The sequence below is a fragment of the Chromatiales bacterium 21-64-14 genome (assembly GCA_002255365.1).
GTDB lineage: Bacteria > Pseudomonadota > Gammaproteobacteria > 21-64-14 > 21-64-14 > 21-64-14.
In genome coordinates this window covers 1-23778 of the sequence record NCBI01000002.1, presented here as the reverse complement: position 1 = coordinate 23778, position 23778 = coordinate 1, and the positions used below count along the sequence as shown (strand labels likewise).

Genomic DNA, 23778 nt, shown 5'->3' with positions numbered 1-23778 from the left:
GTTCCGGCGCGTAGGTTTGGGCAGACTCGCCCCCGTGGCATCCGATCCGGCGCCGCCGCGGCGCTGTTTCTCCTCCCGCGGCCCCTGTAATCCACGGGTCACACCACGGTGGATCGCAGCGAGACCCGCCAGATCCCCTCGGTTCCCTAGGCATCTGTCGGACTTAGGACTGATCTACTGCGCTGGTGGGAGAGCGGTCCATTTTTCCGATTCTGCAGTGCCTTGGTGCCATGGGTGAATGCGCTGGTAATATCCACAGCTTTTTGCAATTATAGAGGCACATGACTTTGTGCGAACCACGGTCGTCGGCCTCGGTGCCCGATCCGCGGTGGCGGTTCCCCGGGCCATGTATCCTTCTGCGGAAGCTGCGGTCTCCTGATCATGCCGGATGAGTATCTGAGGCGTACCCGCGACGGTTTGGTCATCCTGGTCGTCGTGGCGTTTGCCTTGGTCCCGATTGCGGGCATCGGCGGCGCATTACTGTTCGGCCTTACGGATCCAGAACAGGTGAAGACCGCTGTCGCGGCGGGTACATTACCGGCGTTCGTGGTCCTGATGTGCGCCTTGGCCGGTTACCGTATGCGGCTTTTCCTGGCGCCTCTGTTCGGCTGGCTTGCCCTGAATCCGGGTGGCCGTCAGACACCCGATTCCCTGCACCGTCGCCTGCTCGGGTTTCACCGCCAGTACTGGGTACTTTTCCTTATCTACTCGCTCCTGCTGGTACCCGTATATGCCCTTTCCATCCGCGGGGACCTGTTGTACGCCGAGCCGTTCCGCATCGCCCAGTTTCTCCTGTTGCAACTCTCTGCTGCAGTGCTCGTCGGAGTGCCGCTGTTCTTGCTCGCCCTGGATCGGCTGGGGACCTTGGTGGCCGTTCTGGGCCTGCATCAGGTCCATGTCAGCATCAAGTCCAAGCTGATACTGGTAGCGGGATTCGTGCCGTTCCTGTCCTATGCGATCCTGCTCCAGTACCACTACTTGCGCACCGGCAGTGCCACCATAGAGGACTTGGCGGTCTGGGGCGGCTTGGTGCTGGTCACGGGATTGATCACCACCTTGGCCATCCGTGGCATGACACAGGCGTTGGCTCCGGTGCAGGAGATGCTCGGGCGCAGCGGCGCATCGACGCATGCCGAACTCGCCGATGTGCGGCCGCACTCCAGCGATGAGATCGGCTATATGACTCAGATGTTGGGGCGCCTGTTCCAGCGCCTGGGTGACCAGGAGTCCCATATGCGCGCGGTGGTGGATACCGCGGCGGAAGGAATTATCGTGGTGGACGGCCACGGCCGCATCGACACATTCAACGCGGCCGCGGAGCAGCTCTTCGGCTATAGCGCGCAGGACATCCGCGGACGTCCGCTCGCAGCGTTGTTGCCGACTCTGTCCACCGACGCAGGGGTACCGCGCGTGGTGGAGGGTGAGCAGGATGTGGAAGGGATGCATCGCGGGGGACATCCAATCCCGATGTCGGTGCGGGTCAGCCGGATGGTTGTCAGCGGCCTGCCCATGTATACCTGCCTGGTTGCCGATATCTCCGAACGTAAGGCGGCCGAGGGTGAGCTGACCGAAGCCGAGGCCCGTTACCGCGATCTGGTGGAAACCGCACACGATCTGGTGTGGAGCATGGACCCGGAATGCCGTTGGACCTACCTGAACCGTGCGGCGTGGACCATCTACGGCTACAGCCCGGAGGAAATGGTAGGGCGGGCGGTGCGAGAATTCCAAGTTCCCGATCGGGAGCACCAGGACGCGACCGCGTTCCGCGACATCCTGCTCGGCCGGGAATGGGTACACTACGAGACCGTACATCTGGACCGCAATGGGAAACCCCATTACCTGAGCTTCAACGCGAAGCCACTACTCGACGAATCCGGTGCCGTGGTCCGCATCACGGGGACCGCGCGGGACATCACCGAACAGAAGGCCTTCGAGCGGCAGCTGACCTACCAAGCGGAACACGATTCGCTTACCGGCCTGTTCAACCGGCATTTCTTTCAGCAAGAACTTGAACGCCTGGTGGCTCGGGTTGCACGCAGCGGTGCCACCTGCGCCGTGTTTTATGTGGACCTGGACCAGTTCAAATACATCAACGATACCCTGGGTCACGCGGCCGGAGATCGGCTGCTGGTGGAGATCAGCGCACTCATCGCATCTCATGTCCGCGATGGGGACGTCTTTGCGCGTTTCGGGGGGGACGAATTTACCCTGCTACTCGACAACATTGACCGGGCGAACGCGTTGCGCGCGGCGGAAAATATACGCTCGCTGCTCGAGCAATATAAGTTCCTGGAAGGTGGAAATTCGTTCAACGTAACCTGTAGCGTTGGAATCGCGCTCGTGAGTGAGAGCGCACAGTCCGCGGACGAGGTATTGTCGCATGCTGATATCGCCTGCAATATCGCGAAGGCCCAAGGCCGCAACCGCGTAAATCTCTATGACCCTGCGGATCGTGACAAGGCAGGTATGGCGGAGGACATGGGCTGGGCGGCACGCGTCCGGGACATGCTGGAAAACGATCGTTTCCAGATGGTCTTTCAGCCGATTGTATCGATCTCCGACGGCCATGTGCACGACTACGAAGTCCTGATGCGCATGGTCTGCGACGATGGGCAGATCATCCTGCCTGGCGGCTTCATGCCGGCCGCAGAGCGGTTCGGGCTGATCCACAGCGTGGACCGGTGGATGGCCCGCAAGGCGATCCTGCGCCTTGCGGAACTGCGGGCCTCGGGAATGGCGGTCTGCTTCTCGATCAATTTATCGGGGCGCGCGTTTGAGGACGACGCCCTGTTGCCACTGATTCGTGATATGTTGCGCGATACGCAGCTGGATCCGGCGTGGTTGACGTTCGAGATTACCGAGACCGCCGCCATAGCGAACCTGTCCGCTGCGGTCCGCTTTATCCGCGCCTTGAAGGAAATAGGCTGTCATTTTGCGCTCGACGACTTCGGCGCCGGGTTCTGCTCGTTTACCTATCTGAAACACCTTCCGGTGGATAAACTCAAGATCGACGGCTCGTTTGTCCAGGGCCTGGCACGAACCCCCGTGGATCAGGCGATGGTGCAGTCGCTGAATCAGGTTGCCCACGCGCTCGGGAAGGTGACGATCGCTGAGTACGTGGAGGACGCCCGCACCCTGAAACTGTTGGGGGACTACGGCGTTGACTATGCGCAGGGCTACTACGTCGGCCGTCCCCATGCGGAGATCCAGCGCCAGGCGATCGCCTAGCGGAATGTTTCATGCTTGCGAGTCCGTTGGCAGCCTGTTGGGTAGCGGCGGCCGCAGCAGGAGACCGGGCAGAATTCGGGTTAGAGCTTTTCCAGGTTCGCGTAGCTCAGCACAAGCCATTTGCTGCCGGCACGCTCGAAGTTGACCTGTACCCGCGCGTGTCCCCCATCACCTTCGTATTGCAGGATGACCCCATCGCCGAATTTGGCGTGGCGTACCCGCTGTCCGAGGGCCAGGCCCGCGGGGGCGGCCCCGCCGTTGCGGGCGCGTGGGCCGGGGGGGATGTAGACCGGACGCGTGACCGCGGCACGCGGGCGTATTTCCTGTACCAGCTCGGCGGGCAGTTCGCCGATGAAGCGCGATGGACGCGAATAGGTATCGGAGCCGTGCAAACGGCGGCTTTCGGCGTGGCAGACGTACAGGCGTAGCCGGGCGCGGGTGATCCCGACATAACATAGCCGGCGCTCCTCTTCGAGCCGGGCCGGGTCCAAGACCGAGCGCTGGTGGGGAAACAGGCCTTCCTCCAGGCCGCACAGAAACACCAGGGGGAATTCCAGTCCCTTGGCGGAATGCAGGGTCATCATCTGGACGCAATCGTCCGCGGCATCCGCCTGACCCTCGCCGGCCTCCAGGGCCGCGTGGGCCAGGAACGCCGATAGGGGATCGTCGGCCGCGTCTTCCGCGCCGGGTTCGAAGTGGCGCGCTGCGCTTACCAGTTCTTCGAGGTTTTCCACCCGCGCGCGGTTTCGTTCCGAGCGGTCGTTACGATAGTGCTCCAGCAATCCGCTGGCGGTCATGGCGTGATCCACACGCTCGTGCAGCTCGAGCCCGGCGGTCTCCCCGCGCAGTCGCTCGATCAGCACCAGAAATGCCTGCAGGGCATTGGCGGCTCGGGCCGCCAGGGTGCCGGACTCCAGCACGAACCGGGTGGCCTGCCAAAGAGATACCCCGCGTTCCCGTGCGCCCTGACGTACTGCTGCCAGGGTGCGTTCGCCGATGCCCCGCGCGGGCATGTTGACGACTCGTTCGAAGCCGGCGTCATCGTCCGGATTGGCCAGCAGGCGCAAGTAGGCCAGGGCGTCCTTGATCTCCGCCCGTTCAAAGAACCGCTGGCCACCGTACACCCGGTACGGAATGCCGGTGGAGAGCAGGGCCTCTTCGAATACCCGCGACTGGGCGTTGGACCGATACAGGATTGCGATTTCCCGTTTTGCGTTGCCATCCGCAACCCACTGCTGAATACGATCCACCACGAAACGCGCCTCATCCAGCTCGTTGAAGGCGGTATAGAGCAGAATCGGCTCGCCGTGCGCACCGTCGGTCCAGAGCTTCTTGCCCATACGGCCCTGGTTGCAGGAGATCAGCGCGTTGGCGGCGGCGAGGATGGTGCCGGTGGATCGGTAGTTCTGTTCCAGCCGTACCAGCTGGGTGCCAGGGAAATCCTTGGTAAAGCGCTGGATGTTTTCGATGCGGGCACCGCGCCAGCCATAGATCGACTGGTCGTCGTCACCCACCACGAATACCTGGGCGGTGCCGCCCGCCAGTCGTCGCAGCCAATCGTATTGGATCGTGTTGGTGTCCTGGAATTCATCCGCCAGGATGTGCCGGAAACGCTCCCGGTAGTGGGACAGCAGTTCCGGGCGCTCCTTGAGGAGTTCATGGGCGCGCAACAGCAGTTCCGCGAAATCCACCAGTCCGCCGCGGCGGCAGTGTTCCTCGTAGGTCTGATAGATCCGCAGCATCTGGCGAACATGCAGGTCACCCTGGTCCGGCATGCCCTGGGGACGCTGGCCCTCATCCTTGCGTGCGTTGATAAACCACTGCGCTTGTTTCGGTGGCCACTGGTCCTCATCGAGGTCCAGGGACTTCAAGACCCTGCGGATGAGCCGGTATTGATCCTCGGAGTCGAGGATCTGGAAGCTCTGGGGTAGGCCCGCTTCGTGCCAGTGTGTCCGCAGCAGCCGGTGCGCCAAGCCGTGGAAGGTGCCGATCCACATGCCGCCCACCGGGGTCCCCAGCAGCCGTTCGGTGCGCCCGCGCATCTCTGCGGCGGCCTTGTTAGTGAAGGTGACGGCGAGGATTCCGTAGGGAGAGACTCCTTCCACCTGGATCAGCCACGCAATCCGATGAGTCAGCACCCGAGTCTTGCCGCTACCCGCCCCCGCGAGCACCAGCACCGGTCCCGGAGGCGCGCTGACCGCGGCGCGTTGCGCGTCATTCAGGGGGTCTAGGAGGTGGCTGACATCCATGTCGCCGGATTCTAACAGATTCGATCACGAGTTCGTGGCAGACCGGACGGCTTGGCGTGACCCGCGCTCTGGAGTCGGGGCCGGCTGGGTGAGCGGTCCGCGGACTCGGCGCGACGGCGCCGGATCCGCGGATTCGCCATTTCACGCGGGAATAGCGGTAGCCTGGAGGCGCGGTTGGGATCGGCGCTCGCAGCCCTGGTAGAAGCGGATGTCCTCCACCACCGCGTGGGAGATCAAGTCCCGGTCGGCGAATGCGAGCGCGAGACCGGTGGTGTCGCAGCGGGTAACCTTGGCCTTCAGTAGCCGGCAGATGTGTTCCTGACCGGTCCAGATCCGGAATTTCAGGAGCAGATCGGTCCCGGGTGCCAGTTCCACTGGATAGCCAAATTCCATATAGGCGCCATCCGCGCTGACATTGCTCGCGTAGCCATCACGTACCATACTGCCCTGGAATGCCACCTCTACCTGAATCGCGACGTTCTTACGTGGTCGACTGCGTTGCTCGATCATTTTTGAACTTCCTGGCCAGCCAGAATGTACGCGTGCGGTCTGCGTCGGGGCGTAGCACGCCGTACCGGGACGTTCACGGCAATGCCGTGAGCGGACCGGCGCCTGTGCATTCCTATGCGGGTAAGATCCTGCGGACTTTTCGTAGTGCGACTGCGGTCTTGGTTGGGGCTTGCCTTTCGGGACTATCCCCCGTGACCGAACATTGTAACGGCCGGTTGCGTAGTTTCTTTAAGAAATGCGGGCTAAGCCTCAGAGTTATGTCCGCCGAGATCCTACAGGGCGTTTCTAAGCGAGTGTTACAGTAGGGAAAATTTCCAGCCCCCGGTCCGTGCCCAACCGCCGGTCTAGCCCGGCGTTCGGCGGTAGAACCGCTCCGGTTCGGCTAACCCCGCGGCCTGGAACGCGTCCCGACGCTTGCAACATTGCGGGCACACCCCGCAGTGGCGTGCGTGCCCGAGCAGGCAGGAATAGGTGCGTGCAAAGTCCAGCCCGAGGGACTGGCCGATTTGGATGACCTGCGCTTTGTGAAGTTCAATGAATGGCGTACAGAGCGCCAGGTCCGGTTCCAAGATGTCGATCATATGCCGGAACGCATCAAGAAATGGTGTCCCAGCGCTGGCGTAGGCGTGAGCATCTGCGCGGTTGAGCGCCAGATATATCCGGCGAGCCCCGATTCGCGCCCCATAGCTGAACCCGAGGGACAACAGGACCATATTACGATGGGGGAGGGGAACGTGGGCCCTCATGAGGGCGGTGCCGTGGAAGCGCCTGCCGACGCGAGACAGGTCCAGTTCTACCGGCTCGAGGTCCAGGATCCGGCATTGGTTCCGAACCGTCCGTCGTTCCGCTTCCAGCGCCCGTTGGCCGTAGTCGACGAACAAGGGAACGACGCTTGCGCGGCGCGCTTCCCGGTGAAGCAGGGTCATGCTTTCCACCCCGCCACTTACCAGAATGATGGACCAGTCCGTCATGGGGGTATTACAGCAGCAACCCAGGTGTCGCGCGAGCCTAGTCGGCTGGCTGGGAACCATTTTCCCGGCGCGGCGTCAGGATCTTGTGGGGGGTGCGATCCCGTGCGATTTATCCGCGTACCGGAAGATGCCGGACCCGAGCGGTCCTTTAGGGTTACCCGGCGTATCCTGATAGGATCATTCTCCGAATACCTGGGCCATGCTGGGGATAGGAGTTCCACGGAGCTATGACATGTTGGCCGCATTGAGCAGATTTTTCCAAGATCGCGTCCGTTCGTCCGCGTCCGGTGTTGAAAGCGGGCGCGGTGTACAGCTGGCTACCGGCGCACTGCTGCTGGAGATGGCGCGCGCCGATTTCGCCGTTCAGGACGTGGAACGCGCCAAGGTCGCGGAGCTGCTGCGGTTGCGGTTTGGCTTATCCGAAGAAGAGACGTCGGAACTGGTGGCCCTGTCCGAACAGGCGTCCCGGGAATCCGTATCGCTCCACGAGTTCACCCAGTTGATCAACGGACAGTTCTCTCAGGATCAGAAGAGCCAGGTGATCCGTCTGCTGTGGGACATCGCGTTCGCCGATTCCCGTCTCGACAAATACGAAGAACACTTGGTGCGCAAGATCGCGGACCTTCTGTACGTTCCCCACAGTGAATTCATACGTGCGAAGCTCGCCGCCCAGGAAGCGTCGGCCGATGAGTCCCGCCGGGATGACCTATGAGTGCAGGCGCTAAGCCCGAGTAGTGCTTCACGTTTGGAGGCCCGTTCAGGGTTCCCCAAAAGCATCGCAACGCACGCAAGACCGGTGTTTTAAGGTAGTTTCCCGCGGACACGCTTTGCGTCTGAACGGTCCGTGGACCGCTGAATCGGCTTCCAAACATGAAACACCACACTAGGGCCTGTAACGCTACCGGGCGAATAGCGTCAACAGGCCCTAGCCACACGGATCAGGCGCGGCGCGCCCTATACCATGTCCTTGAGATTTTTGAGCGGCTGAACCTTTACGACATTCCGGGCCGGCTTGGCCTTGAAGGTGGCCTCTTCGCCGGTAAAGGGGTTGATGCCCTTGCGTGCCTTGGTGGCTGGCTTGCGCACTACTTTGATCTTCATCAGACCGGGCACCGTGAATATGCCGGGCCCCTTCTTGAGGTCCCGCTTGATCAGGCCCGACATCGCGTCGAAAACGGCCCCAACGTCCTTCTTGGTCAAACCGGTTTTGTCCGAGAGGTACGAGTAGACTTCAGATTTCGTGGCGGGCTTGTTCGAGGCGGCAGCCTTCTTTGAAGTTCGGGAAGCAGACTTTTTCTTCGCGGCCATCGATGAGCTCCTTCTATATAAGGGTTGGGTTGAGGTTAACAGGCGCACTAAAGATAGCACATGTTGCGTGCGCGTAAAGCCTGAAATTATGCTGGATACGCGCTGCCGACGAGCCGCTGATCTACCGCTGGCAACAACTGTGTTGGGATCGGCTCCGGTTCTGTGGCGCGGGCCGGCTTCGGGAAGAAAAGTGGGAACGGTAATGACCAGGGCACGTGGATCGAATGGTCCCGGCGGGTCCCGGCGGGTGGCGTTGGCGCCCCTGGGATTCAGCCCCCGGGTTGCGGCGGAGCGGGATCGATGACGCCACAGTGCGACACCGCAAGTGTTAGGGTGTGCGTTGCTATCATAGCGGATACCCACGGCTTTTTGGATCCACAGGTCGCTGACGCGGTGGCGGGGTGCGACATGGTCGTCCATTGCGGTGACATCGGCGGCGTCGCCGTGCTTGCGGCGTTGAGGCCACGGACCGGCCGTATCGTGGCAGTACGGGGAAACAACGATGTACCTGATCGGTGGACCGGTGCGCAACGCCGGTGCCTCGACGGTCTTCCCCTACAGGCCGAGCTGGAACTGCCCGGCGGCTGGTTGGTGGTGGTCCATGGCGATCGCGTGCCTGCAGCCAACCGGCATGTCCGGCTGCGCCGCGCGTTTCCCCACGCTCGGGCGATCAGCTACGGCCACAGCCATCGGATGGTGTGTGATCGGAGCCAACGGCCGTGGGTGCTCAATCCTGGGGCGGGAGGGCGGGCACGGACCTTTGGTGGGCCTTCCTGCCTGATATTAGAGGCCACGGCCGCCCGTTGGACGGTGCGTGAGCTGCGGTTCCCAAAAATAGGCCCCGGGCATTAGCGCTACTCCAGCCCGTGTTGCAGACCGGTGCGGTATCCGCGGCTTGGGGCCCAATCCGTAAATGCCGCGCGCGGGCTCAGTGGAGTGACGGTGACCGGCCGTGTTCTGCCGCCCGGGGGGCCGGGGACGCATGATGCAGGATCATGCGCCAGCCCGAATCCATGAGCTGATAAATGTTGGTGCTGAGGATTGGTGTCCGGCGTCCGGACTCGCCCGTAGCCTGGATATTCTCCTGGACCACATGCACGGCAAGAAGGGCGTCCTGGGTATACTGGGTTTCCGTTATGGTGAACCGCAGACGCAGGCCCGCACTCAAGATCTCGCGCCAGCTGGCCTCGATCTGGGTCCGACCCTGGTGCCGGGGCCCGAGGGGGTGGATGCATACGGTGTTGGGCAGATCCGCCCACACTGACATCATCGCGGGCAGATCGGCCCGTTCGAAGGCCTGATAGAAGGCTTGTTCGGCTTCCTGGGGGGTGGCGAATTCGATGTCGGACACCTGCGCGGGCTCCGGTGACGGGGCTGGATCGGCTGAGGGCCGGTGCGGATTCTGGAATCGCAATGGTACGGGATGCGGCGCGCAGGCGCTAGGCGGGCCATGGCCGCGCGCACGCCGGGGCGGGGGATGGGCATGACGGAGATCCTGGGCGTTGGCGTCGCGACGCTGGATGTCATCAACGTGGTTGATGGATATCCAGAGGAAGATACGGAGGTACGGTCCGTGGCGCATCACGTGCAACGGGGTGGAAACGCCTCCAACAGCCTGGTGGTCCTCAGCCAGTTGGGCCATCGGTGCAGCTTCGCCGGGGTGCTCAGCACTGCGCCCGCCGCGGCACTTATCGACCGTGATCTAGAACGCTACGGAATCGACACCGGAGCGTGCCACCGCCACGGGTCTGGGGGGCATACCGACTTCCTGTATCTGTATCAACCAGCGCAACGGGTCCAGATCCATCATCCACTACCGCGATCTCCCGGAATTCAGCAGCGCGGATTTTTCCACCGTGGATCCAGGCCGGTTTCACTGGCTGCACTTCGAAGGGCGCAACGTCCCAGAGACCCGGCGCATGCTGCGGCGGGTCCGGGAGGTGGCCCCGCGGGTGGCGTGCTCAGTGGAGATCGAGAAGCCACGGCCGGGGATCGAGTCCCTCTACGCGGACGCCGATCTCCTGCTGTTCTCCCGGGCGTACGCGCGCCACGCGGGCTACGACGACCCCCTGGACCTCCTGGAAGCGGTGCGCGGCCAGACACCGGCGGAGTGGCTGGTTTGTGCCTGGGGTGCGGAGGGGGCTGCGGCCCTGGATCGGAGGGGTGGAGCGGTCCGCAGCGACGCGGTGCCCCCAGCACGGGTGGTGGATACCTTGGGGGCGGGCGATGTATTCAACGCCGCTGTGATCGACGGCTTGGTCCGCGGGTGGGCCCTGGAGGAGACTCTTCCACGGGCCTGTCGGCTCGCGGGCCAGAAATGTGGACAGTGGGGCCTGAGCGGAATGGCACTGACGTAGTGCGCATATCGTAGAGGCACGAGGTTCCCGCGCGTTCCGCGGATCAGCTCAATGGTCTGGTCCGGCTTCAACATTTGGCGCTTGGGCAGCCTGGACGCAGACCGGAATCCAGGGATTGCGCTGCGTGCCATGCAGACTACGGGGGACCACCACAATGGCCATGGAATCCACGGACCAAGATACGCGCCTTCGGTCATTGGGTGCTCGCCGCGCATCCCGTAGGGGAAAAATCCGTCCCCGAAGGTCCGCGCGCATCGCGCCGCCGGCCCGGCGTACGCGCCGCGGATGGTGGCGGGCTCGCGCTGCGTGAGGCCGGTCCAGGATCAGGCGCTTTGTGTCCTGGATACGGTTCCACGGGACGGTACCCGGGGGTTTCTCCTGGAGACCCCCAGAGGGTCACGGGAACTGTTTCTGGTGCGCCGCGGGCCCACGGTGTACGCCTATCTCAACTGCTGCCCCCATACCGGGGCGCCCCTGAACTGGCTTCCGGACCAGTTTTTGAACCGCGAGCGCACCCTGATTCAGTGCGCCAACCACGACGCCTTGTTCCGGATCGAGGATGGCTACTGTGTGCACGGCCCTTGTCACGGGCGCTCCCTGATCCCGGTGGACATAGCGGTGCGGGACGGCCACGTCGTCCTGTTGGACCCCAGCGTCCACCTTAGATACCCGGACCGGTTTCCATGATTTGCGGTATTATTTTGTTGCTCCGCTTGTGGGTCCCGCTGGAAGTGGTACTGACTGCCGTTCCTGCACGGCGCGGCCGCTATCGCGTTGCTCCCTTGGACCGTGATGTCCGGGATGGGCATCACCCCCGTCCCGTGGGCTCGTCGTGATGGAGCGGCGTCCTCTGGTGCCTTCATGCATGATGGTGTCTTGTCCCGGATACCGGGCGCGGGATTGAGGGCCCCACACAGGCCAAACGTCCGCCCGTAAGGGGCAAATGGTGACGCCAAGTGTCACCCCGGGATTTCCGGGTCTGCCCGCATCCCTTCTAAGCGGTTGTTCTATGTCACCCCGATGAGGTTGGCACACCTTATGCTTTAACGCAGAGCAGGCACGTGAGTTGTGATCTGGAACACAGAGTCGGCGTGCGCTGTTCCACAGGGAACCTCCACAGTGGCGATAGGACTGGTGACGGCAGGGAGCGCCTAGACCGTCAACTGCTTTCCGCTCGGGTGGGGACCCAGGCCGGTTCCTCGGAGTGGAAAGTCACGGGAGGCCGACCAAAATGAATACCATGCGATCACACCCACGGGCAGACGAGCGGGCGACGCTCCAGGATCGGGCCCATGCGCACTACCAGGAAGGACGCCGTTACGAACTGGGTATCGGGGTTACTGCGGATGATCGCGCGGCGTTCCAGCGCTATCGTCGCGCCGCGATGCTCCGGCACGCCGACGCCCAGAATGCCTTGGGGTTTCTCTATGCCACAGGACACGGCGTGGCTCGGGATGATCGATTGGCGGCCAGTTGGTTTCGCAGCGCCGCACTCCAGGGCCACAGCGGCGCGCAGGCGAACCTGGGGACCCTGTTTGCGGAAGGCCGCGGCGTCGTGAAGGACGAGGAACAGGCCCTCATGTGGTATCAACGCGCCGCGCAGTCCGGTAACCCCGACGCCCAGGAGTTCCTGGCGAAGGCTTCCCGTGAAGGTCTGCTGGGGCTGCCCAGGGATCAGGTCCAGGCGGATTTCTGGGAGGTCCTTGCGGTCTACTCCAGGGCCAGTATCGAAGGGTGACGCGGCATCGCGGACTGCTGCTGAACGTGGGTGAGTGAGCGGTTTCGGCGCATCCCGGATCCACCGTCCCTACGATGGCGACGGGGGATAACGCGGTGGCGGGGCCACAAAAAAAACCCGGCGCTTCTGGCACCGGGGGCAGAGAGCGGGATGGCTCCCGCTGACCGTCTGTGCCGGCCGATGGTTTATGGAAAGGCCGGTATCGTCGGCTCGGTTCCGTGCATGCCGGCCTCGGGGTGATGACTGCGTATCAGTGCGGTGACCTCCTGGACTCGGGTCTTGGGGATGTCCACCATCATCAGGACTTCCCCCTGTTCGATGGCCGCCTTGAATCGTTTCAGGCGGCTGTTGGGCACGTCCGTGGCGATCATGCCCGATGCCCAGCCACCCATCAGGGCACCGGCCAGCGCCATGGTGAGCACTGCCACGCCATTGAGGTCTAAACCGCTCGGGGCAACGGCGATCAATACCACGCCGACTATGGCACCGGTCAGACCACCGAGCGCGAGTCCCTGCTCCACGCCATGGACGAAGTCACTCTTCTGGAGCAGTCCCGCCTCCGGGAGGTCCTCCAGGGGCGTGCCCTGCTTGGCCAGCACATGGATATGACCGGCCTCAACACGGGCCAGCAGCAACTCGTTGACCACCCGTTTCGCCTGGGCGGTGTCCCGCAGCAGGAAATACAGTCGTCTGCGCATAACGACCTCCTTCCTCCGTGATAGGGGCAAGCGCACCCGGCGTGCGGATACGCTTGATACTGGAAGTATAGTTCATCGGAGGGCTGCCGTCGGATACCTGCATGGAGATCATAAAATATTGAAAATAAATTAATTTATTGCGAAACAGTGGGGTTGCGCCGTCGCCGGCCGGACTCCGGCGACGGCGGGGTGGAACCCGCCCGCGGTACTGGGGCATTGGGTTGGTCAGCGTGGTCGGACCCTACTGGCCCGCAGTGGGTTGGCTGGCTTCGGGTCAATCCCGGTCAGTCCAACTCGTCCAGGGGATTGGCCCAGTCCTCTGGTCCGGGCCCGAGGTCGACCCCATAGTCGTCGCGCTCGATGTCCAGGGACCCCGACCAGTCCTCCGGTGGTTCGATGGGTTCCAGGTCCATCTCGAACCAAGCGTCCAGATCCATCTCTTCCACGGTGGCGTCGAAATGCTGGATCTCGACGGTGCCGTCGTCTTCGTCGACGGCGACTACTTCGAACTGTCCCCCGCCGGTGATCCGGTACCAGTCGCCGACCCTCGGCTCAAGTTCTCCTGGCATGTTGGGTACCTCCCTTCATGCTGCTGCGCGGGGTGCGACTCACCCTGGTGTCGCGCGCGGCGTTTGGTCCATTGCTGCACGCCGCTGCGCGCCGTAGGATGTCCGAAGTCCCGTGTACGGTTAAGTTATAGGACCATTCCCATGGCGACGCAAGCGGACCCGTGCTGGCTGTTTCGGCGCGCCCACGCATAAATTAAGCCCCCCGCCGGGGGTTTGGAAGCGGGTCCCCCCCGGGTGTCTGCGCTCTGCCGGCCGGAAGAGTTCCGGTCCACGGCCGGTAGCAGACCGGTGGGCCCGGTAAGGAGGCGGTGCTGCGCGCGATGTCTGATCTCCTGTTCAACACGTTTATCCTCATGTTGGTGGTGGTGGACCCCGTCGGCCTGGTGCCGTTGTTTGGGGCCTTGACCCAGGAGTCCCCGCGGCTCGAGCAACGCCGCATGGCGGTCAAGGCGGTGTTGCTTGCGGGGGCTATCCTGCTGGTGTTTGCGTTCGCGGGCAACCGTCTGCTTACCGCCCTCGGGATCGGTCTGCCGGCCTTCAAGATCGCGGGCGGGGCATTGCTGTTTCTGCTGGCCATCGATATGGTTTTCGCACGCCAGTCCGGCCTGCGTTCCACCACTCGCAGCGAGCAGCGCGAGGCGGTGCGCCGCCACGACATCTCCGTTTTCCCCCTCGCTTTCCCGTTGATCGCGGGGCCCGGTGCGATTACCACCCTGCTGTTAGTGCTGGCAGGGCACCGTGGCGATCCCGCCGCCGTCGCCGGTGTGCTTCTCGTGTTGGGGGTGGTGTTGCTGCTGACGCTCGGGGCGCTGCTGTTGACCGGGCACTTGATGCGTTGGCTGGGTGAGACTGGAGCTAATGTGGTGAGCCGGGTCCTGGGCTTGGTGCTGACGGCCCTGGCGGTCCAGTTCGTATTGGACGGGATTCGGGCCGCGTTCCTGATCCGCTAGGCGTCTGTCGGACTTAGGCGATCGTAGCGAGCAAGGTGGGAGAGTGAGGACAGTTTTTCGATCCAAGCCCGTTAAGGCCCCGGTGCGCCAGCCGGCGGTGGCGTCTTGGAGCTGCGCCGGGGTGGATCTTCGGCCCCCGGTCTATGCGTAGCGGGGCGCGCGCCCAGCGGTGTGACTCGGGCCATGGGTTCGGCGCAGCGTAGCAGACGGTCCAGAAGGCGGGCGCTGCGCACCGCGTCCGCGGAATCGTCCCACAACCAGTAGGTGAAAGTGGTCATGAAGATTCCGGTGAGCACCGTCTCCTCCACGGCGCGCCAGGGATAACGGGCATCGCGCCCCGCCGCTTCCCGCAGCCATTGCACGGTACGGCTGACCCCGCGCAGGGCGCGGTACTGCGTGTGCAGGTGTCCCGGCTCCAGCCGTCCCAGGACCATCTGGCGGGTGACGCGCCGATGGGGTGCGAGGGCCCCAAGCCAAGTCATGATACCCCGGTGCATCCGTGCTCGGGGCGCCAATCCCTGGCAGTCGCGGGTGGCGGCATCGCGGAGCAGGGCCTGGTCAGCCCGGGCGAACCAGGCGTCCACCAAATCTTCCTTTTCGCGAAACCAAGTCGGCACCTGGGCCAGCGGAATGTCCGCGTCCCGCGCGGCCTCGGCCAGTCGTACGGCTTCCCAACTGCGTGCGTCGGCGATCACCAGCGCGGCGTCCAGTATCCGGTTCCGGGCGTCAGCTTCCGTTGCCACGGTGTGTTCCCTCCGCGCCGGCTCCGGGTGCGGAGCGGCGTCTACAGGAGTTTCAGGTCCTGCACATCGCCGCTCGGGTCCAGCAGCACACGTACGCGGCCATAACAGGAGACGCGATCGGCTACGCAGCCCGACCCTTCCATCACCACTTCATCGAAGGTTACCGCCGCCACCAGCGCCCGGTCGCTGCGTTCCAGCACGTCGACGCTCAAGGTGTCGTTGTCGATCCAGCCGTTTTGAGTGCAGAACCCGGCCAGCTCCCGGCAGGTGGCCAGATATTCGTTGAGCTTCATGGCGTTCTCTGGCGGCGCACAAGGGGCCCGCTTCCCCCCTATAGTAAGACGCCCGGTGCGGCCGTCAAGGCGGGACATAAATGTAGCGCTGCAAGCGTGGAGACCGATTCAGGGTTATCCTACGCGAGCAACGCTAGGTTAGGTCCTTGCGCCGCCGGTGCCCGCCCGGCACCATGAGCGGGTCCGTGGGTCGTACTTCGATCCCCTACGCTGGGGGTGGGTAGCATGGAATCGGTCCTGGTGGTGCCTGGGCGCAAAATCTTCCGCCTCCACGGAGCGGCGGAAGATGCCACGGCCTACTTGGTGGTGGACCGGGAGGCGGGAGGGATCCTGGTCAATACCCCACCTTTCTCGGAAGCGCTGGCACGGCGCATCGCTGCGGTGGCCAGCCCCCGCTACGTATTCCTGCCGAGCCATTTCGGTGCGCGGGACGTGGATGCCTGGCGCGCCCGCTATGGGGCGCAGACCCTGGCGTTCGAGGCGGAGACGCCGGCGATCGCAGGCCATGTGGATATTCCCCTGCACCGCAAGTCCCGGCTCACCCGTACCATCGATTTCCTGCTCATGTCCGGGCGCACCCGCGGCAGTGGCGCTTTACGTCTGCGCAACAAGCCCGGAGTGGTGTTCTTCGGACCGATCCTGAGCCCGGGCGAGTCCGGTTGGCCCACCCTGATACCCCGTCCCGACGACGACTCGTACGAAAATCGTCTACTCGGTGTACTGGGGCTGCAGGATGTGAAATACGAATACGCCTTTACCGACGTCTTCCAGCCGGGACACACCCGTTACGGACCAGGGGCGGACGTTGCGATCCAGGCGGAGCTGACGCGCGCGCTGGAACTGTAGCCGGGCGTGCGGGGCGCACCACTGTCATCCGTTCAGGGGCAGGGATTCGGGTGTCGGCCATGGACCGCCTCGATGCCTTCCAGCACCGGTTCGGATAGGGTCAGGTCGATGCTGGCGATGTCCGATGCGAGTTGCGCAAGGGAGGTGGCGCCGACGATGTTGGCGGTCAGGAACCCGCGGGCGTTCACATAGGCCAGGGCCATCTGAGCCGGGTCGAGGCCGTGGCGGCGCGCCAGTTCCACGTAACCCCGGGTGGCCGCCTCCCCTTGCGGGTTGTGGTAGCGCTGGAACCGCTCGAAGCGTGTGAGTCGCGCTCCGTCCGGGCGGGCGCCACCCAGATATTTTCCGCTCAGCACACCGAATGCGAGGGGAGAGTAGGCCAGCAGCCCAACCCGTTCCCGATGCGCGATCTCCGCCAACCCGACCTCAAACGTGCGGTTGAGCAGGTTGTAGGGGTTTTGAACGCTGACGATCCGCGGTAATCCGTGGCGTTCCGCCGCCTGCAGATAGGTCATCACGCCCCACGGCGTCTCGTTGGATACCCCGATGTAGCGCACCTTTCCCGCACGCACCACCTCCGCCAATGTCTCCAGGGTCTCCACGATGGGCACGGCGTCCTCCTCGGGGTCGTGCGCATAGCCGAGCTGGCCGAAGAAATTCGTGCGCCGGTCCGGCCAGTGGACCTGATAGAGATCCAGGTAGTCGGTCTGAAGGCGTGCCAGGCTTGCGTCCAGCGCGGCGAGAATATTGCGGCGGTCGAGCCTGATTCTGCCGCGCCGCAGGTAGTGCAGCTCGTCCCCGGGGCCGGCTACCTTGGACGCGAGTATGATCCGCTCGCGGCAACGCCGCTGTGCCAGCCAGGTACCGATGTAGGTCTCGGTGCGGCCCTGGGTCTCCGGCCGCGGCGGTACCGGGTACATTTCCGCCGCGTCGATGAAATTCACGCCGCAGTCGAGGGCGTAGTCGAGCTGTCCATGGGACTCGTGTTCGCTGTTCTGTTCCCCGAAGGTCATTGTGCCTAGGCATATGGCGCTGACTTTCAGGTCGGTGTCTCCGAGGTTCCGGTATCGCATGGGCATGGCGGGCCTCCAAACGTGAAACACTACACCAGGAGTCTGTCGGACTTAGGACTGATCTACTGCGCTGGTGGGAGAGCGGTCCATTTTTCCGATCCGTTTGGTCCAATAGCGATGGCTATTCTCCTCAAACGATCGAAAAACGGTCCTCACTCTCCCACCTTGCTCGCTACGATCGCCTAAGTCCGACCGACTCCTAGAACCAATTTCACCATGCATCGCGGTCGTGCATGCGGCGTTGTGGACCCGGCTGCGGTGCTTATTGGCTGCCGATAAACTGCGTCCCTCGCAGGGTCCGCGTCTTGCCTGAACGCCCGATCCACGATTTTGAGATAGGTACTAGGCAAACAGCACCAGCACCCCCGTGTAGCCGTAGAGCCGGTCGTGTGAAATCTCACCGTTGGCGAAGAATCCGACCAGCGGAAATTCGCCGAGCTCGCGTTGAATGGTGCGCAGCTCCGCAGAGTCCGCGCCGAACATGCTGCGCCCGCGTCCGAGGCAGGAAAAATACACGCCGCCACGGGGGGCGCGGTCCGGCGCCCGGCGTTTCAGGTCACGCAGCATGCGCACCAGGTCGGTGTGCGCGCTGGCACCGTCACGGCGACAGAACTGCAGGGTATCGTCGGTATGCAGCATGTCGCCCACTGCCAACAGCCCTTTGGCGGGATCGATCCCCACCAGATTGCGGACCAGATAGTCACCGGTGTCGGAACCCGGCACCGGAAGGGCCACGAAAATGTAACCCGCGATCCGGTTGAGATCGCGTGCCAGTACCTCGCCGATCTCCTCGTAGAAGACCTCCAGTGCCGGGCGCCCGTCCAATTCCACCGCAACGTTGCGTTGGCATCGGGTGACCACATGCTTGGAGCCGATGAGGGTACAGCCCTGGGTAAGGCCGGTGAGCACCGCCACGTCCCGGGCGAACATCACTCCCGACAGGCCGCCGTCGACCACCCCGTCGGCGATCTGGGCGTAGTGGGCCCGCGACGAGCTGAGCCCGCCGACGAGGAAGCCGCCCGCGGCCCGTCCGGCGAGCGCCTCGATCAGGTCTGGTACCGCCGGGTTGCGCGGGTCCCCGTGGACCAGGGCCACATGGGAGCCACTGGCTTGCCGCCAGGCGTCCAGCCCATCGTCCAACTCCTCGATCCCTTCACGCAGCGGAGGGAACACCCGAAACGAATCGCCGGGGAGGTCCGTGACCATGAGGGCCAGGGCGGGCTGCTCGTAATACTCCTGGGAACCGGCGCAGATTCCCACCCCCACGGTGCCGACCCAATGGGGGACACCGGTGCGCTCCCGGACCCGCTCCAGCAGCGCATCCAGGTGCGGCGCAAGTTCATCGGTGGCGTAGAGGAACCCCAGACTCGCTCCCGGTGGCGGTGTGCCGAGGGCCGCCAGGCAGTGCTCGGCGGCCTCCTGCCACTGACCCGCGGCGCTGTGGGCGAAGGAAAATGAACCCATGGACTCTACTCCTGCTGTTCGCTGGGGTTCCGGCACCTGGTGACCGGTGCCCTGATTTGCTGATCACCGCCGGCGTTGGCCATCCAGCGGCTGATCCGGGTTCCTGCCCCGCGGGTAGGGCTACGCGCCGTAGGGACTTTCGATCCGGTTGTCGTCCGGAGGGATTCCCGCCGTCGCGGCCAGGCCTTGCTCGGTGGGCCGTAGCAGCGCGTGATACCGGGTGTCGATCTCGTCCAGTAGCCAGGGAATTTCGCTGGGGAGGATCAGGCGGTCCTTGCGCAGCAGGTGCCGTACCCGCAGGGCGTCCTCGCGAACCAGTACGATCAGTGGCACCGGGAGCCCGAACGGCAGCACGTGACGATGGGCGAGCCACTCGATCGGGGTCGGGTGTCGCCCCGGCGCCGGACGCGCGTCGAAGCGGAAGTGGCCGGCCCCGCCGGGCTCCTTCAGCAACTCCGTCAGCCACGGTACCGGGAGTCCGCGGTGGACGATGATGGTGCGGTTCATGTAGCGGCCCAGGAACCGCACCAAGAGTATACGCGGATCGTCGAGCGGCGCGTGGTAACGCGAGAGCAGCGTCCGAAACACGCCCATCATCGGCGCACGGGTCAGCCCTTATGGAGCTGCTTCTTCCGCTCCATCATCCGCTCGATGATCGGCGTGAGGATGATTTCCATGGCAAACCCCATCTTGCCGGCCGGGACCACGATGGTGTTGGGCCGCGACATGAACGAGTCGTGCAGCATCCGCAGCAGGTAAGAGAAGTCCGTCGTCTTCGGGTCGCGGAAGCGGATGACGACGAAACTCTCGTCCGGCGTCGGGATGTCGCGCGCGATAAACGGGTTGGATGTGTCCACCGTCGGTACCCGTTGGAAGTTGATATGGGTACGGGAGAACTGCGGCGTGATGTAATGCACGTAGTCGTACATGCGCCGCAGGATGGTGTCCGTTACCGCCTCGGCGCTGTAGCCACGCTCCTTGCAGTCGCGATGAATCTTCTGGATCCACTCCAGGTTGACGATGGGGGCCACTCCTACCAGGGTGTCGACATGGCGCGCGGCGTTGACCTTTTCGGTGACCACGCCCCCATGCAGCCCCTCGTAGAACAACAGGTCGGTCTGCGCGGGAATCGGTTCCCACGGAGTGAAGGTCCCCGGCTTTTGATTGTAGGGGGCCGCCTCCCCTTCGTTGTGGAGGTAGAAGCGGCGTTCGCCGCTCCCATGTTCGCCGTATTCGTGGAACAGCGACTCCAACCGGTCGAACAGATTCCCTTCCGGTCCGAAGTGGCTGAGGATGCGGTGTTCACCGTGGGCGTTGGCGATGGCCTTCTTCATCGCCTCGCGGTCGTAGCGGTGGAAACTGTCCCCTTCCACCACCACGGGATTGATGCCCATGCGGCGGAAGATGTGTTCGAACGCACTCTTGACGGTAGTGGTACCGGCCCCGGAAGAGCCCGTTACCGCGACGATCGGATGCTTTTCCGACATGTGCCACTCCTGGTCCAGAAAGATTTAAAAAACCTGATGAATTCACAGCGTCGACGCGATTCTATCCGGGCGCGGGTTCACCGTGTGGGCGCCGCGTGCGCTGGGTGGACCTGGGGTTGGGTGCCCGGGAGATCGCGTTCGATCAGCCTGACGGGCACGAAGGCGAGTGCCGCAGGATTGGCCATTTTGCCCCAGGAGGGGCGGGGTCGGCAAGGGCTGCCCCGCTGCTTGCATGATCGATGCGGGTGGCGGAGTGCTTCAGCGCTGGCCTGTGGGACCGGTCTGGCACACCCGGCGTTGGCGCTCGGGCTAGCGGGCCTTACGTGCCGTCCCGCCATGCCAATGGGGTGCGTGCCAGGGCGGCGTGGCCCTGACTGCGAACCTCGGCATTCTCCACGCCGCTCATGGACACCACGCTAGTACAGGATCCCCGTTGCCACCAGGGCGCGACCCACCGGCGTGACGATGAATCAAAGTGGGCGGGCCCGACTGTGTCCTTGCGTCCCGTACCGCGCGCTATGGCAATTGCAAGCGCCCGCCGCTCACCCCTCTGGATCGCCCCCGGAGGCCGGCGGGTCGTCGCGCTGGAATGCCAGATCCCAGACCCGGTGGCCGAGCCGCTGCCCGCGCTGTTCGAAGCGCGTGGGCGGGCGGAAGTCCGGGCGTGGCGCGTAGGCATCGGGCCCCGCGAGGTTCCGGAAGCCCGGAGCGGCACCCATTACCTCCATCATGTGGCCCGCGTAGTCGCCCCAGTCGGTGGCCATGTCCAAACGCCCACCGGGTTTGAGGCGCCGGCGCACCAGTTCCGCGAAGTCCACCTGGACGAGTCGGCGCTTGTGGTGGCGCTTCTTGACCCAGGGATCGGGGAAGAACAGGCAGACTTGATCCAGCACGCCATCCCCCAGGTGCTGTTCCAACACCTCCCGGGCGTCGGCGCAAAGTACCCGCACGTTGCCCAGGCCCCGCGCCTCCAAGCCGAGGAACAGGTGGCCGATGCCCGGACGGTGTACCTCGATGCCCAGGAAGTCAGTCCCGGGGTGACGCTCGGCCAGGGCCAGCAGGGCGTCCCCGTTGCCGAAGCCGATCTCCAGTACCCGCGGGGCGCAGCGGCCGAAAACGCGGTCCAGATCCAGGACGGCCGCGGCTTGCGGTTCCACGCCATAGCGGACCCACAGGGTTTCCAGGGCCCGGCGCTGGGCGTGGGTAATGCGTCCCTGCCGGCGCACGAAACTGCGCACCGTGCGTCGGTGGGGGCTGTCTGTGGAGGGGGGGAGGAGACTCTGCATCGTATGTGCCGCGAATCGGTGTGCCGGCCAGCGCGGGATCAATGGCTGGCGGTCTGGGTCCGGCGCGTGCGCCGGACCCCTAAGTCCAGCAGGTTGCCTAGAGCCTATCGCAGAAATCGCGGATCGGACGTTCAGGCACGGCGTGGATCCTGCGAGGAACGCAGTTTACACGTAGTAAATGGGCACCGCAGCGGGGTCCGCAACGCCGCATGCGTGGCCGAGATGGGTTTTGATCTGGGTTCTAGAAAAATGTCCCGTCGATCGGCGAGGACGCGCTGGCGAACCGCTTGCGCGGGATGCGACCGGCGAGAAACGCCTCCCGGCCCGCTTCCACCGCCTTACCCATGGCGCTGGCCATGAGCACCGGATCCCGGGCGCCGGCAATGGCGGTGTTCATGAGTACGCCGTCGCAGCCCAGCTCCATGGCCACCGCAGCGTCCGAGGCGGTGCCCACCCCGGCGTCTACCAACACCGGCACCCCGGCGTTTTCCACGATGGTCAGTATGTTGTAGGGGTTGCGGATACCCAGGCCCGAGCCGATGGGGGCCGCCAGCGGCATCACCGCCACGCAGCCCAACTCTTCGAAGCGCCGTGCCAGCACCGGGTCGTCGTTGGTATAGACCATCACCTTGAAACCGTCGCGAATGAGTTCCGCGGCGGCCTTGAGGGTTTCCACGACGTCCGGGAACAGGGTCTTCTCGTCCCCTAATACCTCCAGTTTTACCAAGTCATGGCCGTCCAGCAGTTCCCGGGCCAATCGGCAGGTGCGTACCGCGTCCGCGGCGTTGTAGCAGCCTGCGGTATTCGGCAGCAGGGTGAAGCGCCCCGGAGGCAGCACGTCCAGCAGATTCGGTTCGCCGGGGTTCTGGCCCAGGTTGGTGCGGCGGATCGCCACGGTGACGATCTGCGCGCCGCTGGCCTCTACCGCACGTCGGGTTTGCTCCAGGTCGCGGTACTTGCCGGTACCCACCAGGAGACGCGAATGATATTCGACCCCCGCGACCCGAAGCGGGTCTGAGTGGCGCTGGGACTGGGTATCGATGACGGTGGACATGACGAACGGTGATCCTCTTGATCAGGGAAGGCCGGACTCGGGGCCGGCGGGCGTCAGCCTCCGCCGATGGCGCGCACGATCTCCACCTGGTCACCGGGCTGGAGGCGGCAGGCGCCGAAGGCGCTGCGCGGGACGATCGCGCGATTGACCTCCAGCGCGATCCGTTGCCCAGCGAGCGCGAGTTCATCCAGCAACTGGGCGGCGCTGATCCCGTCCGCCACCTGCCGAGGCTCGCCGTTCAGGACTATCTCCATCACCATTCGGGCATGCCGGTTGAGTGGAATATCCGTGTGTTTTCCGCATTGTATACCAAAACGTGTTACCGGGGCCGGCAGCTGGCCCGGGCCGCCCGGCGCGGCGGCGCCAGGTGTCTTGCCCCGCCACCCTATCGGTGTCCGTGGGAAATTAGCCGCTGTCGATTGTGGGCCAACCGGATTTTGTTGGATCGTTCCGCGTATTCCGGGATTTCGTGCGGAGCCCCGGGGCCGGCGTGCCGCCCTGGTTATTTTAAGCAGAATCGGGTGGGAGGGCTCACCGCCGTGGCCGACCCCCTGCTATGATATGCGCCCGCCCGGGGCGCGCGTTCCCCTTTGACAGGAACGGCGCCAAGCGCTATCTAATAGGGGCAATTAACCTGCGGGTGTAGTTCAATGGTAGAACCTCAGCTTCCCAAGCTGATGGCGAGGGTTCGATTCCCTTCACCCGCTCCATTCTTTTGGACTTATATAAGTAATTGCAATATATAAGTAATTTTCAGAGATTTTTGCCTGTGTAGGAATTGTGCAGAAGTATTTTGGGATTCGGCGTCTCCCTGCCCAGCTATGCGATTCGTTTTTCGGCCATGAAATGCGAGCTGTCGTCCGTTCCAAGAAAATGCCCGCCGCTTATCGACTGCGCCCGACGCCATCGAACAGCGTGCGCTCGGCATAACGCCCGGCGACGGTGGCTCCGGCC

The 23778-nt window shown here is 64.1% G+C and carries 23 protein-coding genes, 1 tRNA gene and 1 pseudogene; 9 read left to right on the top strand and 16 right to left on the bottom strand.

Annotated elements, in window-relative coordinates; genetic code table 11:
* Window positions 1-381: 381 nt before the first annotated feature.
* Window positions 382-3228: a hypothetical protein gene (locus B7Z66_02250; GenBank protein ID OYV77835.1), complete on the top strand. Its 2847-nt coding sequence runs from the start codon at window positions 382-384 to the stop codon at window positions 3226-3228.
* 80 nt (window positions 3229-3308) lie between these two features.
* Here the strand turns inward: B7Z66_02250 and B7Z66_02245 are convergent, their stop codons facing one another.
* The 3 genes from B7Z66_02245 to B7Z66_02235 form a co-directional block, all read right to left on the bottom strand.
* Complete coding sequence (locus tag B7Z66_02245; GenBank protein ID OYV77834.1) at window positions 3309-5477, bottom strand: DNA helicase II; 2169 nt, start codon at window positions 5475-5477, stop codon at window positions 3309-3311.
* A gap of 141 nt (window positions 5478-5618) precedes the next feature.
* On the bottom strand, window positions 5619-5987 hold the full coding sequence (locus tag B7Z66_02240; GenBank protein OYV77833.1) for a hypothetical protein: 369 nt from the start codon (window positions 5985-5987) through the stop codon (window positions 5619-5621).
* Between the two features lie 344 nt (window positions 5988-6331).
* Complete coding sequence (locus B7Z66_02235; protein OYV77832.1) at window positions 6332-6958, bottom strand: ExsB family protein; 627 nt, start codon at window positions 6956-6958, stop codon at window positions 6332-6334.
* A 199-nt stretch (window positions 6959-7157) separates the two neighbouring features.
* Between B7Z66_02235 and B7Z66_02230 the strand changes: the two genes are divergently transcribed.
* Window positions 7158-7670, top strand: a complete 513-nt coding sequence (locus tag B7Z66_02230) for a hypothetical protein (protein ID OYV77831.1) — start codon at window positions 7158-7160, stop codon at window positions 7668-7670.
* Between the two features lie 242 nt (window positions 7671-7912).
* On the opposite strand, the gene B7Z66_02225 is transcribed toward B7Z66_02230, so the two are convergent.
* On the bottom strand, window positions 7913-8266 hold the full coding sequence (locus B7Z66_02225; GenBank protein ID OYV77830.1) for a DNA-binding protein: 354 nt from the start codon (window positions 8264-8266) through the stop codon (window positions 7913-7915).
* A gap of 300 nt (window positions 8267-8566) precedes the next feature.
* Here B7Z66_02225 and B7Z66_02220 point away from each other — a divergent pair, with 300 nt between their 5' ends.
* Window positions 8567-9118, top strand: a complete 552-nt coding sequence (locus B7Z66_02220; GenBank protein OYV77829.1) for a YfcE family phosphodiesterase — start codon at window positions 8567-8569, stop codon at window positions 9116-9118.
* A 76-nt stretch (window positions 9119-9194) separates the two neighbouring features.
* Here B7Z66_02220 and B7Z66_02215 read toward each other — a convergent pair whose 3' ends face one another.
* Entirely contained in the window at window positions 9195-9824 is a 630-nt protein-coding gene (locus B7Z66_02215; protein OYV77945.1) for a hypothetical protein, read from the bottom strand.
* Here B7Z66_02215 and B7Z66_02210 point away from each other — a divergent pair.
* The 3 genes and pseudogenes from B7Z66_02210 to B7Z66_02200 all read left to right on the top strand — a co-directional run bounded on the left by B7Z66_02210 (window position 9717) and on the right by B7Z66_02200 (window position 12361).
* Window positions 9717-10623 (top strand): annotated as a pseudogene (locus B7Z66_02210) (hypothetical protein). The gene B7Z66_02215 and the pseudogene B7Z66_02210 sit on opposite strands and share 108 nt — an antisense overlap.
* 285 nt (window positions 10624-10908) lie before the next feature.
* A complete protein-coding gene (locus tag B7Z66_02205) occupies window positions 10909-11310 on the top strand; it encodes a hypothetical protein (GenBank protein OYV77828.1) in 402 nt (133 codons plus the stop codon).
* Window positions 11311-11863: 553 nt separating this feature from the next.
* Window positions 11864-12361 (top strand): hypothetical protein, encoded by a 498-nt coding sequence (locus B7Z66_02200; protein OYV77944.1) that lies wholly within the window; start codon window positions 11864-11866, stop codon window positions 12359-12361.
* Window positions 12362-12546: 185 nt separating this feature from the next.
* Here the strand turns inward: B7Z66_02200 and B7Z66_02195 are convergent, their stop codons facing one another.
* Window positions 12547-13059 (bottom strand): DUF1269 domain-containing protein, encoded by a 513-nt coding sequence (locus B7Z66_02195; GenBank protein OYV77827.1) that lies wholly within the window; start codon window positions 13057-13059, stop codon window positions 12547-12549.
* 284 nt (window positions 13060-13343) lie between these two features.
* Window positions 13344-13628, bottom strand: coding sequence for a hypothetical protein (locus tag B7Z66_02190; protein OYV77826.1), 285 nt, complete (start codon window positions 13626-13628; stop codon window positions 13344-13346).
* Window positions 13629-13948: 320 nt separating this feature from the next.
* Here B7Z66_02190 and B7Z66_02185 point away from each other — a divergent pair, with 320 nt between their 5' ends.
* Window positions 13949-14578 carry a MarC family transcriptional regulator gene (locus B7Z66_02185; GenBank protein ID OYV77943.1) on the top strand — a complete coding sequence of 210 codons (630 nt, stop codon included), beginning with the start codon at window positions 13949-13951 and terminating at the stop codon, window positions 14576-14578.
* A 71-nt stretch (window positions 14579-14649) separates the two neighbouring features.
* Here the strand turns inward: B7Z66_02185 and B7Z66_02180 are convergent, their stop codons facing one another.
* Window positions 14650-15321, bottom strand: a complete 672-nt coding sequence (locus B7Z66_02180) for a hypothetical protein (GenBank protein OYV77825.1) — start codon at window positions 15319-15321, stop codon at window positions 14650-14652.
* 41 nt (window positions 15322-15362) lie between these two features.
* A complete protein-coding gene (locus tag B7Z66_02175) occupies window positions 15363-15614 on the bottom strand; it encodes a hypothetical protein (GenBank protein ID OYV77824.1) in 252 nt (83 codons plus the stop codon).
* A 225-nt stretch (window positions 15615-15839) separates the two neighbouring features.
* On the opposite strand from B7Z66_02175, the gene B7Z66_02170 reads away from it, so the two are divergent.
* A complete protein-coding gene (locus tag B7Z66_02170) occupies window positions 15840-16460 on the top strand; it encodes a hypothetical protein (GenBank protein OYV77823.1) in 621 nt (206 codons plus the stop codon).
* Window positions 16461-16492: 32 nt separating this feature from the next.
* Here the strand turns inward: B7Z66_02170 and B7Z66_02165 are convergent, their stop codons facing one another.
* The 7 genes from B7Z66_02165 to B7Z66_02135 form a co-directional block, all read right to left on the bottom strand.
* Window positions 16493-17533, bottom strand: a complete 1041-nt coding sequence (locus B7Z66_02165) for an NADP(H)-dependent aldo-keto reductase (protein ID OYV77942.1) — start codon at window positions 17531-17533, stop codon at window positions 16493-16495.
* Window positions 17534-17875: 342 nt separating this feature from the next.
* Window positions 17876-18997, bottom strand: a complete 1122-nt coding sequence (locus B7Z66_02160) for a histidine kinase (GenBank protein ID OYV77822.1) — start codon at window positions 18995-18997, stop codon at window positions 17876-17878.
* A gap of 120 nt (window positions 18998-19117) precedes the next feature.
* Window positions 19118-19504, bottom strand: a complete 387-nt coding sequence (locus tag B7Z66_02155) for a hypothetical protein (protein OYV77941.1) — start codon at window positions 19502-19504, stop codon at window positions 19118-19120.
* Between the two features lie 101 nt (window positions 19505-19605).
* Window positions 19606-20484, bottom strand: a complete 879-nt coding sequence (locus B7Z66_02150; protein ID OYV77821.1) for a phosphoribulokinase — start codon at window positions 20482-20484, stop codon at window positions 19606-19608.
* A gap of 542 nt (window positions 20485-21026) precedes the next feature.
* Window positions 21027-21770 carry a tRNA (guanosine(46)-N7)-methyltransferase TrmB gene (locus B7Z66_02145; protein OYV77940.1) on the bottom strand — a complete coding sequence of 248 codons (744 nt, stop codon included), beginning with the start codon at window positions 21768-21770 and terminating at the stop codon, window positions 21027-21029.
* 241 nt (window positions 21771-22011) lie between these two features.
* The gene (locus B7Z66_02140) at window positions 22012-22824 is read right to left on the bottom strand and encodes a thiazole synthase (GenBank protein OYV77820.1); all 813 of its coding nucleotides are present in this window, start codon (window positions 22822-22824) and stop codon (window positions 22012-22014) included.
* A 53-nt stretch (window positions 22825-22877) separates the two neighbouring features.
* Window positions 22878-23078 carry a thiamine biosynthesis protein ThiS gene (locus B7Z66_02135; protein OYV77939.1) on the bottom strand — a complete coding sequence of 67 codons (201 nt, stop codon included), beginning with the start codon at window positions 23076-23078 and terminating at the stop codon, window positions 22878-22880.
* A gap of 382 nt (window positions 23079-23460) precedes the next feature.
* Between B7Z66_02135 and B7Z66_02130 the strand changes: the two genes are divergently transcribed.
* Window positions 23461-23534 (top strand) — tRNA-Gly (locus B7Z66_02130).
* Window positions 23535-23778: the final 244 nt, after the last annotated feature.

What these genes read in the sequence shown, in the direction of transcription:
- B7Z66_02175 (OYV77824.1), bottom strand. Translation starts at nt 15,614, where the DNA reads ATGAAGCTCAACGAATATCTGGCCACCTGCCGGGAGCTGGCCGGGTTC.
- B7Z66_02205 (OYV77828.1), top strand. Translation starts at nt 10,909, where the DNA reads ATGGTGGCGGGCTCGCGCTGCGTGAGGCCGGTCCAGGATCAGGCGCTT.
- B7Z66_02140 (OYV77820.1), bottom strand. Translation starts at nt 22,824, where the DNA reads ATGTCCACCGTCATCGATACCCAGTCCCAGCGCCACTCAGACCCGCTT.
- B7Z66_02230 (OYV77831.1), top strand. Translation starts at nt 7,158, where the DNA reads ATGCTGGGGATAGGAGTTCCACGGAGCTATGACATGTTGGCCGCATTG.
- B7Z66_02200 (OYV77944.1), top strand. Translation starts at nt 11,864, where the DNA reads ATGCGATCACACCCACGGGCAGACGAGCGGGCGACGCTCCAGGATCGG.
- B7Z66_02190 (OYV77826.1), bottom strand. Translation starts at nt 13,628, where the DNA reads ATGCCAGGAGAACTTGAGCCGAGGGTCGGCGACTGGTACCGGATCACC.
- B7Z66_02220 (OYV77829.1), top strand. Translation starts at nt 8,567, where the DNA reads ATGACGCCACAGTGCGACACCGCAAGTGTTAGGGTGTGCGTTGCTATC.
- B7Z66_02245 (OYV77834.1), bottom strand. Translation starts at nt 5,477, where the DNA reads ATGGATGTCAGCCACCTCCTAGACCCCCTGAATGACGCGCAACGCGCC.
- B7Z66_02150 (OYV77821.1), bottom strand. Translation starts at nt 20,484, where the DNA reads ATGTCGGAAAAGCATCCGATCGTCGCGGTAACGGGCTCTTCCGGGGCC.
- B7Z66_02185 (OYV77943.1), top strand. Translation starts at nt 13,949, where the DNA reads ATGTCTGATCTCCTGTTCAACACGTTTATCCTCATGTTGGTGGTGGTG.
- B7Z66_02145 (OYV77940.1), bottom strand. Translation starts at nt 21,770, where the DNA reads ATGCAGAGTCTCCTCCCCCCCTCCACAGACAGCCCCCACCGACGCACG.
- B7Z66_02240 (OYV77833.1), bottom strand. Translation starts at nt 5,987, where the DNA reads ATGATCGAGCAACGCAGTCGACCACGTAAGAACGTCGCGATTCAGGTA.
- B7Z66_02165 (OYV77942.1), bottom strand. Translation starts at nt 17,533, where the DNA reads ATGCGATACCGGAACCTCGGAGACACCGACCTGAAAGTCAGCGCCATA.
- B7Z66_02195 (OYV77827.1), bottom strand. Translation starts at nt 13,059, where the DNA reads ATGCGCAGACGACTGTATTTCCTGCTGCGGGACACCGCCCAGGCGAAA.
- B7Z66_02135 (OYV77939.1), bottom strand. Translation starts at nt 23,078, where the DNA reads ATGGAGATAGTCCTGAACGGCGAGCCTCGGCAGGTGGCGGACGGGATC.
- B7Z66_02155 (OYV77941.1), bottom strand. Translation starts at nt 19,504, where the DNA reads ATGAACCGCACCATCATCGTCCACCGCGGACTCCCGGTACCGTGGCTG.
- B7Z66_02250 (OYV77835.1), top strand. Translation starts at nt 382, where the DNA reads ATGCCGGATGAGTATCTGAGGCGTACCCGCGACGGTTTGGTCATCCTG.
- B7Z66_02160 (OYV77822.1), bottom strand. Translation starts at nt 18,997, where the DNA reads ATGGGTTCATTTTCCTTCGCCCACAGCGCCGCGGGTCAGTGGCAGGAG.
- B7Z66_02225 (OYV77830.1), bottom strand. Translation starts at nt 8,266, where the DNA reads ATGGCCGCGAAGAAAAAGTCTGCTTCCCGAACTTCAAAGAAGGCTGCC.
- B7Z66_02170 (OYV77823.1), top strand. Translation starts at nt 15,840, where the DNA reads ATGGAATCGGTCCTGGTGGTGCCTGGGCGCAAAATCTTCCGCCTCCAC.
- B7Z66_02235 (OYV77832.1), bottom strand. Translation starts at nt 6,958, where the DNA reads ATGACGGACTGGTCCATCATTCTGGTAAGTGGCGGGGTGGAAAGCATG.